General features: G+C 66.7%; 12 protein-coding genes and 1 pseudogene. 5 read left to right on the top strand and 8 right to left on the bottom strand.

Features of this window, described 5'->3' with window-relative positions; genetic code table 11:
* Positions 1 to 274: 274 nt before the first annotated feature.
* From AC3WJE_RS14770 to AC3WJE_RS14755, 4 genes are all read right to left on the bottom strand, one after another.
* Entirely contained in the window at positions 275 to 1,438 is a 1,164-nt protein-coding gene (locus tag AC3WJE_RS14770) for an RNA polymerase sigma factor (RefSeq protein ID WP_493731572.1), read from the bottom strand.
* Between the two features lie 65 nt (positions 1,439 to 1,503).
* Complete coding sequence (locus AC3WJE_RS14765) at positions 1,504 to 2,013, bottom strand: putative signal transducing protein (protein WP_493731571.1); 510 nt, start codon at positions 2,011 to 2,013, stop codon at positions 1,504 to 1,506.
* 11 nt (positions 2,014 to 2,024) lie between these two features.
* Entirely contained in the window at positions 2,025 to 2,927 is a 903-nt protein-coding gene (tesB, locus tag AC3WJE_RS14760) for an acyl-CoA thioesterase II (protein ID WP_493731570.1), read from the bottom strand.
* A gap of 52 nt (positions 2,928 to 2,979) precedes the next feature.
* Positions 2,980 to 3,771 carry an enoyl-CoA hydratase/isomerase family protein gene (locus AC3WJE_RS14755; protein WP_493731569.1) on the bottom strand — a complete coding sequence of 264 codons (792 nt, stop codon included), beginning with the start codon at positions 3,769 to 3,771 and terminating at the stop codon, positions 2,980 to 2,982.
* 38 nt (positions 3,772 to 3,809) lie between these two features.
* On the opposite strand from AC3WJE_RS14755, the gene AC3WJE_RS14750 reads away from it, so the two are divergent.
* On the top strand, positions 3,810 to 4,256 hold the full coding sequence (locus AC3WJE_RS14750; protein WP_493731568.1) for a copper chaperone PCu(A)C: 447 nt from the start codon (positions 3,810 to 3,812) through the stop codon (positions 4,254 to 4,256).
* A 137-nt stretch (positions 4,257 to 4,393) separates the two neighbouring features.
* On the opposite strand, the gene AC3WJE_RS14745 is transcribed toward AC3WJE_RS14750, so the two are convergent.
* From AC3WJE_RS14745 to AC3WJE_RS14735, 3 genes are all read right to left on the bottom strand, one after another.
* The gene (locus tag AC3WJE_RS14745) at positions 4,394 to 4,804 is read right to left on the bottom strand and encodes an acyl-CoA thioesterase (RefSeq protein WP_493731567.1); all 411 of its coding nucleotides are present in this window, start codon (positions 4,802 to 4,804) and stop codon (positions 4,394 to 4,396) included.
* Positions 4,801 to 7,761 (bottom strand): excinuclease ABC subunit UvrA, encoded by a 2,961-nt coding sequence (uvrA, locus tag AC3WJE_RS14740; protein ID WP_493731574.1) that lies wholly within the window; start codon positions 7,759 to 7,761, stop codon positions 4,801 to 4,803. The genes AC3WJE_RS14745 and uvrA overlap by 4 nt, the downstream gene beginning before the upstream one ends.
* A gap of 228 nt (positions 7,762 to 7,989) precedes the next feature.
* Positions 7,990 to 9,480, bottom strand: a complete 1,491-nt coding sequence (locus AC3WJE_RS14735) for an OmpA family protein (RefSeq protein ID WP_493731566.1) — start codon at positions 9,478 to 9,480, stop codon at positions 7,990 to 7,992.
* Positions 9,481 to 9,736: 256 nt separating this feature from the next.
* On the opposite strand from AC3WJE_RS14735, the gene rplU reads away from it, so the two are divergent.
* The 3 genes and pseudogenes from rplU to obgE form a co-directional block, all read left to right on the top strand.
* A complete protein-coding gene (gene rplU, locus AC3WJE_RS14730) occupies positions 9,737 to 10,045 on the top strand; it encodes a 50S ribosomal protein L21 (protein ID WP_493731565.1) in 309 nt (102 codons plus the stop codon).
* A gap of 18 nt (positions 10,046 to 10,063) precedes the next feature.
* On the top strand, positions 10,064 to 10,324 hold the full coding sequence (gene rpmA / locus AC3WJE_RS14725) for a 50S ribosomal protein L27 (protein WP_493731564.1): 261 nt from the start codon (positions 10,064 to 10,066) through the stop codon (positions 10,322 to 10,324).
* Positions 10,325 to 10,554: 230 nt separating this feature from the next.
* Positions 10,555 to 11,604 (top strand): annotated as a pseudogene (gene obgE, locus AC3WJE_RS14720) (GTPase ObgE); the annotation flags it as partial.
* A 166-nt stretch (positions 11,605 to 11,770) separates the two neighbouring features.
* Here obgE and rpsT read toward each other — a convergent pair.
* On the bottom strand, positions 11,771 to 12,040 hold the full coding sequence (gene rpsT / locus AC3WJE_RS14715) for a 30S ribosomal protein S20 (RefSeq protein WP_149104244.1): 270 nt from the start codon (positions 12,038 to 12,040) through the stop codon (positions 11,771 to 11,773).
* Between the two features lie 116 nt (positions 12,041 to 12,156).
* Between rpsT and murJ the strand changes: the two genes are divergently transcribed.
* Positions 12,157 to 13,749 (top strand): murein biosynthesis integral membrane protein MurJ, encoded by a 1,593-nt coding sequence (murJ, locus tag AC3WJE_RS14710; RefSeq protein WP_493731563.1) that lies wholly within the window; start codon positions 12,157 to 12,159, stop codon positions 13,747 to 13,749.
* The last annotated feature ends 88 nt before the right edge of the window (positions 13,750 to 13,837 follow it).

Raw genomic sequence — 13,837 nt, 5'->3', positions numbered from 1 at the left:
ACGTCGCCCTTCGGGTTATTCCCGCTGGCTCCGTCGCTGCGGATGGGGGCCCCGGGTAAGTCAAAGTCCAAGGCAACGGCAACGGCAACGGCAACAGCCACAGTCATAGCAACAGCAACAGCAACAGCCCTTACTCCCTTCTCCCGTTTGCGGGGGAAGGTGCCTGGAGGGTGGATGGGGGCAGGGCAATGCTCATACGACACTCCGCGCTTGTCCCAAAAGACTAGGCGCCGCCTGCAGTGAAAGAAGAGGGTGCAGCGAAGGATGAGTCGCCCTAAAGCGTTCTGTTCAAAACCAGTGGCAGTGCCATCAGCACTGCACAGACGTTGGTGATGATGAGGCCGCTGGTCCCGAAGCTGAGTCGGTAGGCGAGCTGACGACGTGCGGCGGTGTGGGGCGCGCGTGCGGTGTCGCGTGCCAGCAGGGGCGCCATGACTTTCTGCACCATCACGATCATGTCGTAGTTGACCAGTACCAAGCCGGTCAGCATGGCCAGCGCCAACGGCCATGCGTCATGGGTGAGCAATGCGACCAGCACCACTGCCGCGAGCGCGAACATGGAGCGAACCATGTAGCGCCGGTAGGCGCGCCACACCAACATCCGTTCCTGTTCGTTTTCGGCGTAGGACAACAGCAGGCGCTTGCACAACCAGAACGCGATGCCACCGCTGGCGACTCCCGTCAGCAGGCCGCCGAGCAATGCGGTGCCGCTCGCCGCACCTGCGCTGAGCAGGGATTTGGTGGCCAGGCCGGCTCCCAGGCCGGTGCCGACGACTTCCACGCCCAGGGTCAGTGACGGTTTCGCAGTGGTGATCGCCAACGCCAGCGCCTGGCCGAATGCCACGCCGGGGGCGCTGCTGCAGGCGAAGCGTCCGAATCGTTGCAGCAGTTCTTCGCGCACCAGCGCACGTGCACGCGACAGGCGTTTGCGCACGGCGGCATCGCTCAGGCCCAGCAGATCGGCGACCTGCTGCGAGCGTTGGCCTTCGCGGTAGTAGAGCAGCAGCGTCTCGCGGCTGTCTTCGGGCAGGGCCGAGATGATGTCGGCTGCCGCGGTCTCTTCTTCGATCTGCAGCAGGCGTTCGGCGGGCGTGGGGTCAGGGTCGGCGGCCATGCCGATCGCGATCTCCGCGGCCTCGCCGCTCATCGGCCGGTGGCGGTTGGCGCGCAGCCAGTCGCGGGCGAGGTTTCGGGTGATCTGGCGCAGCCAGGGCATGAAACTGGCCGGGTTGTTGAGCTTGGACAGCTGTTGCCAGGCGCGCAGGAAGGCTTCCTGCGCGATGTCCTCGCTGGCCTGCACGTCGCGGGTGATCGCCAGGGCGATCGCCGTCACCGTGTTCTGGCAGGCTTCGACGATCCGGCCATAAGCCTGCTGACAGCCATCGCGGGCGGTTGGCAGATCGCGTTGCAGCGTCAGGTCCAAGATCTGGGCGTTCATGCTCGCTCCGTGTCCGTTGCGATCATGACGTAGCCAGACGCCGGATGTGACGCGCTCGGGAAGCGCTACTTCGCTGGTTCGATCCGGACCCGTACTTCTTCTTCATCCTGCTGCGCCGGCGGTGGCTGCCGTGCCGGTGCTGTGGCAGCAGGTGCGGCCGGGGACGGCACCTGGGTCAGGGCCGCACGATGGCGCAGTGCGATGAACAACGCCACCGCGCCGATCACCAGCAGCAGCGCGATGCGGATGCGCCAGGTCCAGTTCGCGCGTGGCTGTTCACCGGTGCCGGGCAGGTCGGCAAAGGTGTATTCGGCATTGGGCAAATCGCGACGGGTGGTATCGAGCAGGCGTGCTTCGCGAAGGACCTCGCGCGCGCGCGGCTGGTCGTTGGCGTGCACGACCCAGACCGTTGGATGGGTCTGCGCGTTGCCCTGTTCGAGATAGCTGAACTGGCCGCTGCGCTTGCTCTGGTAGGAGCGGCCGTTGCTCAGTCGCACATCGATGCCGGACTCACGCAGCAACTTGGCCACGCCTTCGGCGGTTTCCACTCGCTGGCTGCTGAAGATCTTGCGCATGACCTCGATCCTTAATCTTTGGCCGGCACGGAGGCGGCACTGCCGTCGCGTACCACGCGGATCAGGCCTTCCTGCGAAGTGCTGGCGACCAGCACGCCATCACGGGTGAAGAACTGGCCGCGTGCCAATCCGCGCGAACCCTGCGCGGTCGGGCTGTCGAGCGAGTACAGCAGCCAGTCGTCGGCGCGGAACGGGCGGTGGAACCACAGCGCGTGATCGAGCGAGGCCATCTGCACGTTCGGCGTGTAGTAGCTGATGCCATGCGGGAACGTGGACGTGCCCAGCAACTGGAAATCCGACGCGTACGCCAGCAATGCCTGATGCAGGCCGACGTCGTCGCCGACCGGCTCGTTCAGGCGCAGCCACATCTGCTGGAACGGCGGTCGCTTGGGCGGGTTCAATTCGTCGCGCGGGTACACATGACGGAATTCGAACGGGCCGCCGCGGGTGAGCCAGCGCTGCACCTTGGGCGGTAGCTTGGCCATCACTTCCGGCGCCACCGGCGAGGTCTGCTCGACATCCTCCGGCGGCGGCACCACCGGCATCTGGGTCTGGTGCTCGGCGCCGTCCTCCTCCTCCTGGAACGAGGCGGCGCAGAAGAAGATCACCTTGCCGTGCTGGATCGCGGTCACCCGGCGCACCGAGAAGCTGCCGCCGTCGCGGGTGCGGTCCACGTCGTAGACGATCGGGTGCTCGATATCGCCGGCGCGCAGGAAGTAGGCGTGCAGCGAATGCGCGCGACGGCCGTTCTCGACCGTGGCCTGCGCCGCTGCCAGCGCCTGCCCGAGCACCTGCCCGCCGAACACGTACTTGGTGCCGATGTCGCGGCTCTGGCCGCGGAACAGGTTGTCCTCCAGCCGCTCCAGCGAGAGCAGGCTGATCAGTTCGGAGACGACGGTGACGTTGTCGGACAAGGGGGCGGATCTGCGGCGGCGGGAGGTCGCGAAGTATACCGGCCGGCGCGGCTCAGCCCTGGGAAGGGGATGGCTTGCCGCCCAGGCGTGCCAGCAGCGCATTCAGTGCGGCCTGTGCGTCCGGCGAGTACCAGGCCTCGACGAAGCGTTCGAGCTGGATGTGCTGGGGCGCCAGCGCCTCGCGCAGGTCGGCGCGCGCGATCTCGCGGGTGGCCAGCATCGGCTCGCGCGGCAGCTTGAGCAGCGCCTGCAGCCAGGCCACCGCGCGGGCGACGACCAGCTCGCCGTCGACCAGTTCGTCGACCAGCCCGATCTGCACGGCGCGTTCGGCCGGCACCATCTCGCCGGCGATCAGCAGGCGTTCGGCACGGTGCGGCCCGACCACGCGCCGCAGCAGACGCTGGATGCCTTCCGGGGCGACCAGGCCGACCTGTACCTCGTTCAGGCCGATCGCGTTGGGACGGGCCGGATCCGGGCTGTGCGCCATGATCCGGTAGTCGCAGCACAGCGCCAGCACGCAGCCGCCGGCCGGCGCGTGGCCGGTAAGCGCCGCCACGACCGGGATGGTGCTGTCGGCGAGTGCCTGGGCGGCCTGGAAGAATGCGGCCCAGTTGTCCATCAGCTTGCCGCGGTCGGCGCCGTGCGAGAGCAGGTGCGGCACGTCCAGCCCGGCCGAGAAGATCCGCTCGTTGCCGGACAGCACGATCGCATGCGCGCCATCGGCCTGGGCCTGGCTGACTGCGCCGGCCAGGGTGCGGCACAGCGCGGTGTCGAACGCGTTGACCGGAGGGCGGGCGAGGCGGATTTCCCGGATCAGGCCGTGGTCGAAGGTCTCGATGCTCATGCGTTGCTCCGGGAGGCGTGCCGCCTATGATAGTCGCCATGAAAACGCCCACCATTCTGGCCGCAGGCCTGCTCCTGCTGGTGTCATCGTTCGCGGCGACGTCCGCGCCGCAGTGCCTGCCGCGTTTCGAGGCCGGCTGGGCTCGTTTGCCGGCCAACCCGGCGATGCCGATGGCGGCCGGATTCGGTCGTTTCGCCAACGACTGCGACGCGCCTGCCGAAGTGGTGGCCGCATCGAGTCCGGCGTTCGGTGATGTCTCCCTGCACGAAACCACCCAGGTCGACGGCGTGAGCCGGATGCGTGGGGTGGATGCGTTGGCGCTGCCGGTTGGCGACAAGGTCGAGCTGCGGCCGGGCGGATTGCACCTGATGCTGATGCAGGCGGCACAGCCGCTGCGCGAGGGCGAGCGGCTGCCGATTACGTTCCGCCTGCGCGATGGCCGCGAGCTGCGCGGCGAGCTGGAAGTGCGCAAGACCGCGCCGTAATCAGCGCTTTTGTAGGAGCGGTGTCAGCCGCGATGGGGCTGTCCCCTTTGAATCCCCGCACATGGATGTGCGGGCCTTTGCGAGGGATTCGCATGCAAGCCCCATCGCGGCTGACGCCGCTCCTACAAGTTCTGGACTCAGCTCGATGCAGCGCGGACCGCCTCCGGCAGCACCGCACTCTTGCCGGTCTGCGTATCCATCCACACCACCACCACGTTGCCGTCCGAGTACAGCACCGACTCGTCCTTCTGATCGACGATGCGATGGCCGATGGTGACGCTGCTGTTGCCCAGGCGTTCGGTGAACAGTTCGACCACGATGTCGTCCGGCCACACGATCGGGCGGCGGTAGTTGACGTGGGTGGCCGCCACCACCGGCGCGATGCGATCGCTCATCGATACGCCCGGTATATCGAGCATCCAGCGCACGCGCGCCTCCTCCAGGTAGGAGATGTACTTGGCGTTGTTGACGTGGCCCATGCTGTCCATGTCGCGCCAGCGCACGCTGATCGGCACGCGGGCCAGGATCCTGTGTTCGTTCTCACTCATCCAGCTTTCTTCTTCCTGGTGGCCGTTTTCGCGGCTGTCTTGGCGGGAGCCTTCACAGGCTTGGTCTTGCGCGGCGGCAACGCGTCGGGCTTGTTGGCGATCGCAGCCGGTTTGCTGCCCGGGCGCGCGCTGACCGACGGCAGCATCTTGGCCAGGAACTGGCCGGTGTAGGAGTGCGGATTCGCCGCGACATCCTCCGGTGTGCCGGTGACCAGGATCGTGCCGCCGCGATGGCCGCCTTCCGGACCGAGATCGACGACCCAGTCGGCGGTCTTGATCACGTCCAGGTTGTGCTCGATCACCACCACCGTGTTGCCTTCGTCGCGCAGCTTGTGCAGCACGCCGAGCAGCGCCTCGATATCGTGGAAGTGCAGGCCGGTGGTCGGCTCGTCGAGGATGTACAGGGTGCGGCCGGTATCGCGCCGCGACAGCTCCTTGGACAGCTTGACGCGCTGCGCTTCGCCGCCGGACAGCGTGGTCGCGCTCTGGCCGAGCTTGATGTAGCTCAGGCCCACGTCGACCAGCGTTTCGAGCTTGCGCGCGATCGCCGGCACCGGCTCGAACAGCCTCAGTGCGTCTTCGACGGTCATGCCGAGCACGTCGTTGATGCTGTGGCCCTTGTAGAGGATCTCCAGCGTCTCGCGGTTGTAGCGCTTGCCGTGGCAGACGTCGCAGGGCACGTACACGTCCGGCAGGAAGTGCATCTCGACCTTGATCAGGCCATCGCCCTGGCAGGCCTCGCAACGGCCGCCGCGCACGTTGAAGCTGAAACGGCCCGGCGAGTAGCCGCGCGCACGCGACTCCGGCACCTGCGCAAACAACTCGCGCAGCGGCGTGAACAGGCCAGTGTAGGTGGCCGGATTGGAGCGCGGGGTGCGGCCGATCGGCGACTGGTCGATGTCCACGACCTTGTCGAACAGGTCCAGGTTCTCGATTTCGCGATACGGCGCGATCGGATGCGAGGCGCCGTTGATCTCGTTGGCGGCCAGCGAGAACAGCGTGTCGTTGATCAGCGTCGACTTGCCCGAGCCGGATACGCCGGTCACGCAGGTCAGCAGGCCGGCCGGGATGTCCAGGTCCACGCCCTTGAGGTTGTTGCCGGTCGCGCCGCGCAGGTGCAGCGTCATCTTCGGATTCGGCTTGTGGCGCTGCTTGGGAATCTCGATCCGGCGCTTGCCCGACAGGTACTGACCAGTCAGAGAACGCGGCGAGGCCAGGATGTCGGCCAGCGTGCCCTGCGCGCAGATCTCGCCACCGTGCACACCGGCACCGGGGCCGATGTCGAGCACGTGGTCGGCCAGGCGGATCGCGTCCTCATCGTGTTCGACCACGATCACCGTATTGCCGAGGTCGCGCAGCCGGGTGAGGGTGCCGAGCAGGCGCTCGTTGTCGCGTTGGTGCAGGCCGATCGACGGCTCGTCGAGCACGTACATCACCCCGACCAGGCCGGCGCCGATCTGCGAGGCCAGGCGGATGCGCTGGGCTTCACCGCCGGACAGCGTGTCGGCCTTGCGCTCCAGCGTGAGGTAATCCAGTCCGACATCGACCAGGAAGCCCAGCCGCTCGCCGATCTCCTTGACGATCTTGGAGGCGATCTCGCCACGCCAGCCGGGCAGGCTCAGTTCGCGGAAGAACGTCAGCGCCTCGTCGATCGGCATCACCACGATGTCCGGCAGCGGCCGGTCGGCGACGAACACGTTGCGCGCGGCGCGGTTGAGGCGCGCGCCGCCGCAGTCCGGGCACGGCCGTTCGCTGATGTACTTGGCCAGTTCCTCGCGCACCGCCGGCGATTCGGTCTCGCGGTAGCGGCGCTCCAGGTTCGGCAGGATGCCTTCGAAGCGGTGCTTGCGCTGGGTACGGCCGCCGGCCTCGGTGAAGTAGGTGAAGGTGATCACCTCTTCGCCGCTGCCATACAGCACTGCCTGGCGCGCCGGCTCCGGCAGCGATTGCCACGGCGCGTCCACGTCGAACTTGTAGTGCTTGGCCAGCGAGGCGATCAGCTGGAAGTAGTAGGCGTTGCGACGATCCCAGCCGCGCACCGCGCCGGCCGACAGCGACAGCTCCGGATGCACCACCACCTTGGCCGGGTCGAAGAATTCGGCCAGCCCCAGGCCATCGCAGGATGGGCAGGCGCCCATCGGCGCGTTGAACGAGAACAGGCGCGGTTCCAGTTCGGGTAGCGAATAGTCGCAGACCGGGCAGCTGTACTTGGACGAGAACAAATGCGGCGCGGCGGCCGGGTCGTCCAGCGATTGCACCGCGGCCATGCCGTCGCCCAGCTTGAGCGCGGTCTCGAAACTCTCGGCCAGGCGCTGCTTGATGTCCTCGCGCGGGCGGAAGCGGTCGATCACCGCCTCGATGGTGTGTTTCTGGCGCAGCGCCAGGGGCGGCACCGCGTCGATCTCGTACAGCTCGCCGTCCACGCGCACGCGCACGAAGCCCTGCGCGCGCAGCTGCTCGAACACCTGCGCGTGTTCGCCCTTGCGATCGCGGATCACCGGCGCCAGCAGCATGAAGCGCTGCTCGCCATTGAGCGTCAGCACCTGGTCGACCATCTGGCTGACCGTCTGCGCTTCCAGCGGATAACCGTGGTCGGGGCAGCGCGGCGTACCGACGCGTGCATACAGCAGGCGCAGGTAGTCGTAGATCTCGGTGATCGTGCCGACGGTCGAGCGCGGGTTGTGCGAGGTCGATTTCTGCTCGATCGAGATCGCCGGCGACAGGCCTTCGATGTGGTCGATGTCCGGCTTTTCCATCACGCTGAGGAACTGCCGCGCATACGCCGACAGCGACTCGACGTAACGGCGCTGGCCCTCGGCGTAGATGGTGTCGAACGCCAGCGACGACTTGCCGGAACCGGATAGACCGGTGATGACGATCAGCTTGTCACGGGGGAGGTCGAGATCGAGGTTCTTGAGATTGTGCGTCCGCGCGCCGCGGATGCGGATGTAGTCCAGCGCCATCGGGAGCCTTCGAACGGGGAGGGGTGATGCGGGGAATGCAGGCCAATAGGCAAGCCTATCGACTGAGCAAGATGGGGGCAAATGAGTAGAACGGAAGTCTCGACGATGGCCGTCGCAGGATTTGAGACGACAGGCGGATCGGCCTCCGGAAAACGCAAGGGACGCCCGTGACGGGCGTCCCTTGCGAGGCGGCGCTGGCGGCCGCGCTGACTGCGGTTGCGATTACTTCAGTATCGTGAAAGCCAGGCGGCGGTTCTGCGCGCGGCCTGCCTCGGTGGCGTTGCTGGCACTCGGCGCGGTCTGGCCATAGCCCTTGGCCACCAGCCGATCGCTCGGAGCGCCCAGTTCGACCAGCTTGCGCTGTACTGCGTCGGCACGGTCCTGCGACAGCTTCAGGTTGGCTGCGGCGTTGCCGGTGTTGTCGGTATGTCCGCCGACCTCGATGCGAGTACCGGCCGGCGAGGCGGCGATGGCGGTGGCTGCCCGCTTGAGGGTCTCGTTGCTGTCGGCGGTGATGGCGGCCGAGCCGGTGCCGAAGCCGATGGTCAGCTTGTTGAGCGCGCCGGCCAGCTCATCCGGGCTGGATTGCGCGGTCAGCGCACCGAGCGCGGCCGAGGCCTGGTCCCACTGGCCGGTGATGTCGAAACCACCAAACGCATCGCGTACCGCCTTGGAGGCGCTGAAACGGTCGGCTTCCGGCAGGCCGTCGCTCTTGATGTCGACCTTGTTGCCGTCCAGTCCCAGCGTCAGGCCGGGGATCTTCAGGCTCGGCAGCGCCGCGATCAGCTTGTCCAGCCACGGCGCCGGGGGCAACGCGGAGTTGACCGTGATGTCGCCATCGACCCCGGAAGCCCCGTAGGCCGAACGCAGCGCGTCCAGCAGGCGGGTCCGCTCCGCGTCACTGCCGACTTCGCCGCTGACGGTCACCTTGTCCTTGCCGTATGCCAGCAGGGCATGGGCGGCGCTGGCGGGCGTTGGAGTGGCCGCCGCCGCGGAGGCGGCCGGAGCGGGGGTGGCAGGTGCCGGCGCGGCGGCGCTGGTATCGGCGCTGGAGCTCGTCGTATCCACCGACGCGGGAGTGTGATGGCAGGAGCGCAACACCAGCAGCGCGACGATCACCAGGGCTGCCAGCAGCAGCCAGGGCAGCAGACGGCCGAAGCCGCTCTTGGTCTGGCGGACGGCATCGCCGGCGACCCGGGCGCCGCTTTCGGCGGCGTGACTGGCAGCGTGGACGCCACTGGTCACCGCACCGCCGACGGCCGCGGCGCCGCCGGCCAGGACACCCAGGCCCGTATCCTTCAGCTCGCCCAGCCGCTCACCGGCGCTGGCGACCCAGCTCTTGAGCGTCTCGGGCAGCCCGGTTGGCGCCAGGCCGTTGCCGCTGAGCCGATCGATCATGCTGGGCAGTACGCCGCTGATGGCGCCGGCGGTGGCGGTGGTGTCCAGCCCCAGCCGTTTGCCGATCGAGTCGATCACCGATGAGCCGAACACGTCCTGGACCTGGCTCGACGTGATCGGCTGGTTGGCCCCCGTCCCGATCCAGGATTGCACCAGGTGTCCGAGCCCCTTGTCCTGGAACTGGCGGACGAAGCCGCTGAATCCGCCGTTCTTCTCATCGAAAATCTGGGAGGTCAGCGACCCGAGCAGCTGTCGGGCCTTGTCCGCGCTCAGGCCGGCACGTCCGGCCACTTCTTCAATCAGGTTGTCGAACATCTCCGCACTCCTTCTTGAGTGGATGCAAGCAACCGTGCCGGCCCTGCCGGATGGCGGGGCTGGCGCGATTTCTGAATGCGCCGAGGGGATGCGCCAAATGAGGCTACTGCAGCCCATGACAGGGCCAGGTGAGTACGCCGGGGAGGGGGGATTTGACCGTGGGGCACCCAGGTCGCTAGAATTGCCGGTCCATCTGCCGGCTTTGCGTTCGGTGGTGGGTCAAGCTATTAAGAATAACTACAGAAGAGACAAAGACATGTACGCAGTTCTGGTCACCGGCGGTAAGCAATACCGCGTCGCGCAGGGCGAAAAGCTCCGCGTGGAAAAGCTCGAGGTCGAAGCCGGCTCCGAGATCAAGTTCGACAACATCCTGCTGCTGGGCGATAGCGACGGCATCAAGGTCGGCGACGCCCTGCAGGGCGCTTCGGTCACCGCCACGGTGGTTGCGCATGGCCGTGCCGACAAGGTGCGGATCATCAAGTTCCGCCGCCGCAAGCACCACATGAAGCGCCAGGGCCACCGTCAGTACTACACCGAAATCCAAATCACCGGCATCGCCGGCTAAGCATAAGGAGAATCCGTCATGGCACATAAAAAGGGCGTAGGCTCCTCGCGCAACGGCCGCGATTCGAACCCGAAGTACCTGGGCGTCAAGATCTACGGCGGCCAGGCCATCGAGGCCGGCAACATCATCGTGCGTCAGCGCGGCACCCAGTTCCACCCGGGCGCCGGCGTCGGCCTGGGTCGCGACCACACGCTGTTCGCGCTGGTTGACGGCAAGGTCGAGTTCTCGGTGAAGGGCGCCAAGAAGCGTCGCACCGTGAGCGTCGTCGTCGAGGCGTAAGTATTCGCCTCCAGGGCCTGCGCATCGCGCGGGCTTGCTGACGAAAGCCCCGCTTCGGCGGGGTTTTTCGTTGGAAGGCCGGGATTTGGGAGTGGGGATTTGGGATTCGCAAAAGCGCTGTCCTGGTGTCCTGTCCGACCCTGGCGATATTGCAAAATGGGAATCGGCATGGCGATACGGTCGCTGTTGCCAATCCCGAATCCCCAATTCCCAATCTCGGCTCTAAACCCATGAAACTCGTAGACGAAGCTGAAATCCAGGTGATCGCCGGCAACGGCGGCAATGGCTGCGTCGGCTTCCGGCGCGAGAAGTTCATTCCGCTCGGTGGGCCGGACGGTGGCGATGGCGGTGGCGGTGGCAGCGTCTGGATAGTGGCCGACGAAAACCTCAATACGCTGGTCGACTTCCGCCATGAGCGCATCTTCAAGGCGCAGCGCGGCGAGAACGGCATGGGCCGGCAGATGTACGGCAAGGCTGGCGAGGATCGGGTCATCACGGTGCCGGTCGGTACGGTGGTGATGAACGTCCAGACCGATGAAATCATCGGCGACCTGACCAACCACGGCGATCGTTTGCTGGTGGCCAAGGGTGGCAAGGGTGGCCTGGGCAACATGCACTTCAAGAGCTCGGTCAACCGCGCGCCGCGTCAGGCCACGCCGGGCGAGGAGGGCGAGGAGCGCACGCTCAAGCTGGAGCTGAAGCTGCTGGCCGATGTTGGTCTGTTGGGCTTCCCGAACGCCGGCAAGAGCACCTTCATCCGCGCGGTCTCGGCGGCGACGCCGAAGGTGGCCGATTACCCGTTCACCACGCTCTATCCGAACCTGGGCGTGGTCAGTGTCGAGGCGCATCGCAGCTTCGTGATCGCCGACGTGCCGGGCCTGATCGAGGGCGCCGCCGATGGTGCTGGCCTCGGTACCCAGTTCCTGCGTCATCTGCAGCGTACCCGTCTGCTGCTGCAGCTCGTGGACATCTCGCCGGCGCTGGGCGTGTACAGCGAGGGTGGCGTGGAAGGTGTCTCGGCGGCCGAGCAGGTGCGCATGCTCGAGCGCGAACTGGAGCGGCATGATCCGGAGTTGCTGGCCAAGCCGCGTTGGCTGGTGCTGAACAAGGCCGACCTGATGTTCGAGGACGAGGCGCGGGAAGCGGCCGATGCCGTGATCGCCGAGCTGGGCTGGACCGGTCCGCACTATCTGGTATCGGCACTCGGTCGCGAGGGCACCTGGCCGATCATGAAGGACGTGATGGCGTTCTTCGATCGTCAGCGGCAGGAAGCGCTCGAGGCGCGGGATGCGGTTTGATCCATGCCCGCTTCGGGCAGTAGATGGGCGCTCGTCGCGCCAGCGATGGCCCGAAGCGTTGCCGGCACGGAAGGCGGCAACAAAAAACCCGGCTGAGGCCGGGTTTTCTTGTGCTGCCGGCGGCTGGGCCGCCGGTTGCAACGCCGGATCAGGCGGCCTTGAGGGCCTTGATGCGGGCGGTCAGGCGGCTCTTGTGACGCGAAGCCTTGTTCTTGTGGATCAGGCCACGGGAGCTGAAACGGTCGAGCAGGGGCTGGGCGACAGCGAAGGCGGCTTCGGCGCCGGCGGCATCATTGGCGTCAAGGGCCTTGATCACCTTCTTGACGGCGGTGCGCAGCTGCGAACGCTGAGCCGTATTGCGCGCGTTGCGCACAACGGTCTGCTTGGCGCGCTTCTTGGCGGACTTGATATTGGCCACGGTGGTGGTTTCCTGAAAAATCGGTGTGATGGAAAAAGCAAGCCCGAGATTATGATCGGATCTGAAATGTGCGTCAAGTCAGTTGTCAAGAGGGCCGCAAATTGAGTTCTTCACGGATGCTACGGGGGGTGCTGTCGTTCAGCAGCATGACCATGATTTCCCGCGTGCTGGGGCTGGTTCGGGACTGGTCGATCAGCTACAGCTTCGGCACCAACGCGACGACCGATGCGTTCTGGGTGGCGTTCCGGATTCCGAACTTCCTGCGCCGGTTGTTTGCCGAGGGCTCGTTCTCGACCGCGTTCGTGCCGGTGTTCACCGAGGTGAAGGAAACCCGCAGCCACGCCGATCTGCGCGAGCTGATGTCGCGCGTCTCCGGCACGCTCGGTGCGGCCTTGCTGGTGGTCACCGCGCTGGGTCTGCTGCTGACGCCGCAGCTGGCGACGTTGTTCAGCGACGGCCAGGCCGCCGATCCGGAAAAGTACGAGCTGTTGAAGGATCTGCTGCGGCTGACCTTCCCGTTCCTGCTGTTCGTCTCGCTCACCGCGCTGGCCGGTGGTGCGCTGAACAGCTTCCAGCGCTTCGCGATGCCGGCGCTGACCCCGGTGATCCTCAACCTGTGCATGATCGCCGGCGCACTGTGGCTGGCGCCGCGGCTACAGGTGCCGATCCTGGCGATGGGCTGGGCGGTGCTGCTGGCCGGTGTGCTGCAGTTGCTGTTCCAGTTCCCGTCGCTGCGGCAGATCGACCTGCTGACACTACCGCGCTGGGGCTGGAGCCATCCGGAGGTGCGCCGGGTGATGACGCTGATGGTACCGACCCTGTTCGGCTCCTCGATCGCGCAGATCAACCTGCTGTTGGACACGGTGATCGCCGCGCGCCTGTACGACGGTTCGCAGTCCTGGCTGTCGCAGGCCGATCGCTTCCTGGAGCTGCCGCTGGGCCTGTTCGGGGTGGCGCTGGGTACGGTGATCCTGCCGGCGTTATCGCGGCACCACGTCAAGACCGATGGACAGGGCTTCTCGGCGGCGCTGGACTGGGGGCTGCGCACGACCTTGCTGATCGCGGTGCCGGCGATGGTCGGCCTGATGCTGCTGGCAACGCCGCTGGTGGCGACGATGTTCCAGTACGGCAAGTTCACCGCGTTCTCGACCCAGATGACCGCGTTGTCGGTGCTGGGACTGAGCTTCGGCCTGCCGGCGTTCGCGCTGGTCAAGGTGGTGTTGCCGGCGTTCTATGCGCGCCAGGACACGCGCACGCCGGTGCGTGCGGGCGTGGTCGCGCTGGTCGCCAACATGGTGCTCAACATCGCCTTCCTGGCGCTGGTCTACCAGGTCATGGTGACGCCGGAAGTGCGCGCGCTGGGCGTGATGGAAGCGCTCAAGCGCACCCCGGGCCTGCATCTGGCGCTGGGTCTGGCCAGCGCGCTGGCCAGCTACATCAACCTGGGGCTGCTGTGGTACTGGCTGGGCAAGTCCGGCGTGTACCAGCGCAAGCCCGGTTGGACGCGGTTCCTGCTGCGGCTGCTGGCGTCCTGCCTGGCGATGGCGGCGGTGGTCGGGGCCGGTCTGCACTGGTTGCCGGACTTCACCGCGATGGACAAGTGGCATCGCATCGGCGGGCTGCTGGGGCTGGTGGCGGCCGGCGGCGCGAGCTATGCGCTGGTGCAGCTGGCGATGGGGTTTCGCCTGCGCCACCTCCGCGAGCATTGATCTCGGGGGCCGCCGGCCACACTGCATGATTGTCCAACGAAAGTGAGTAGGCGGCCGGCCGGCTATACTGCAATGATTATCTAACGAA

The organism is Pseudomonas sp. GW821-FHT07E12 (assembly GCF_058986605.1).
The sequence above is the reverse complement of the archived record's forward strand: the minus strand, read 5'-3'. Positions and strand labels throughout refer to the sequence as shown.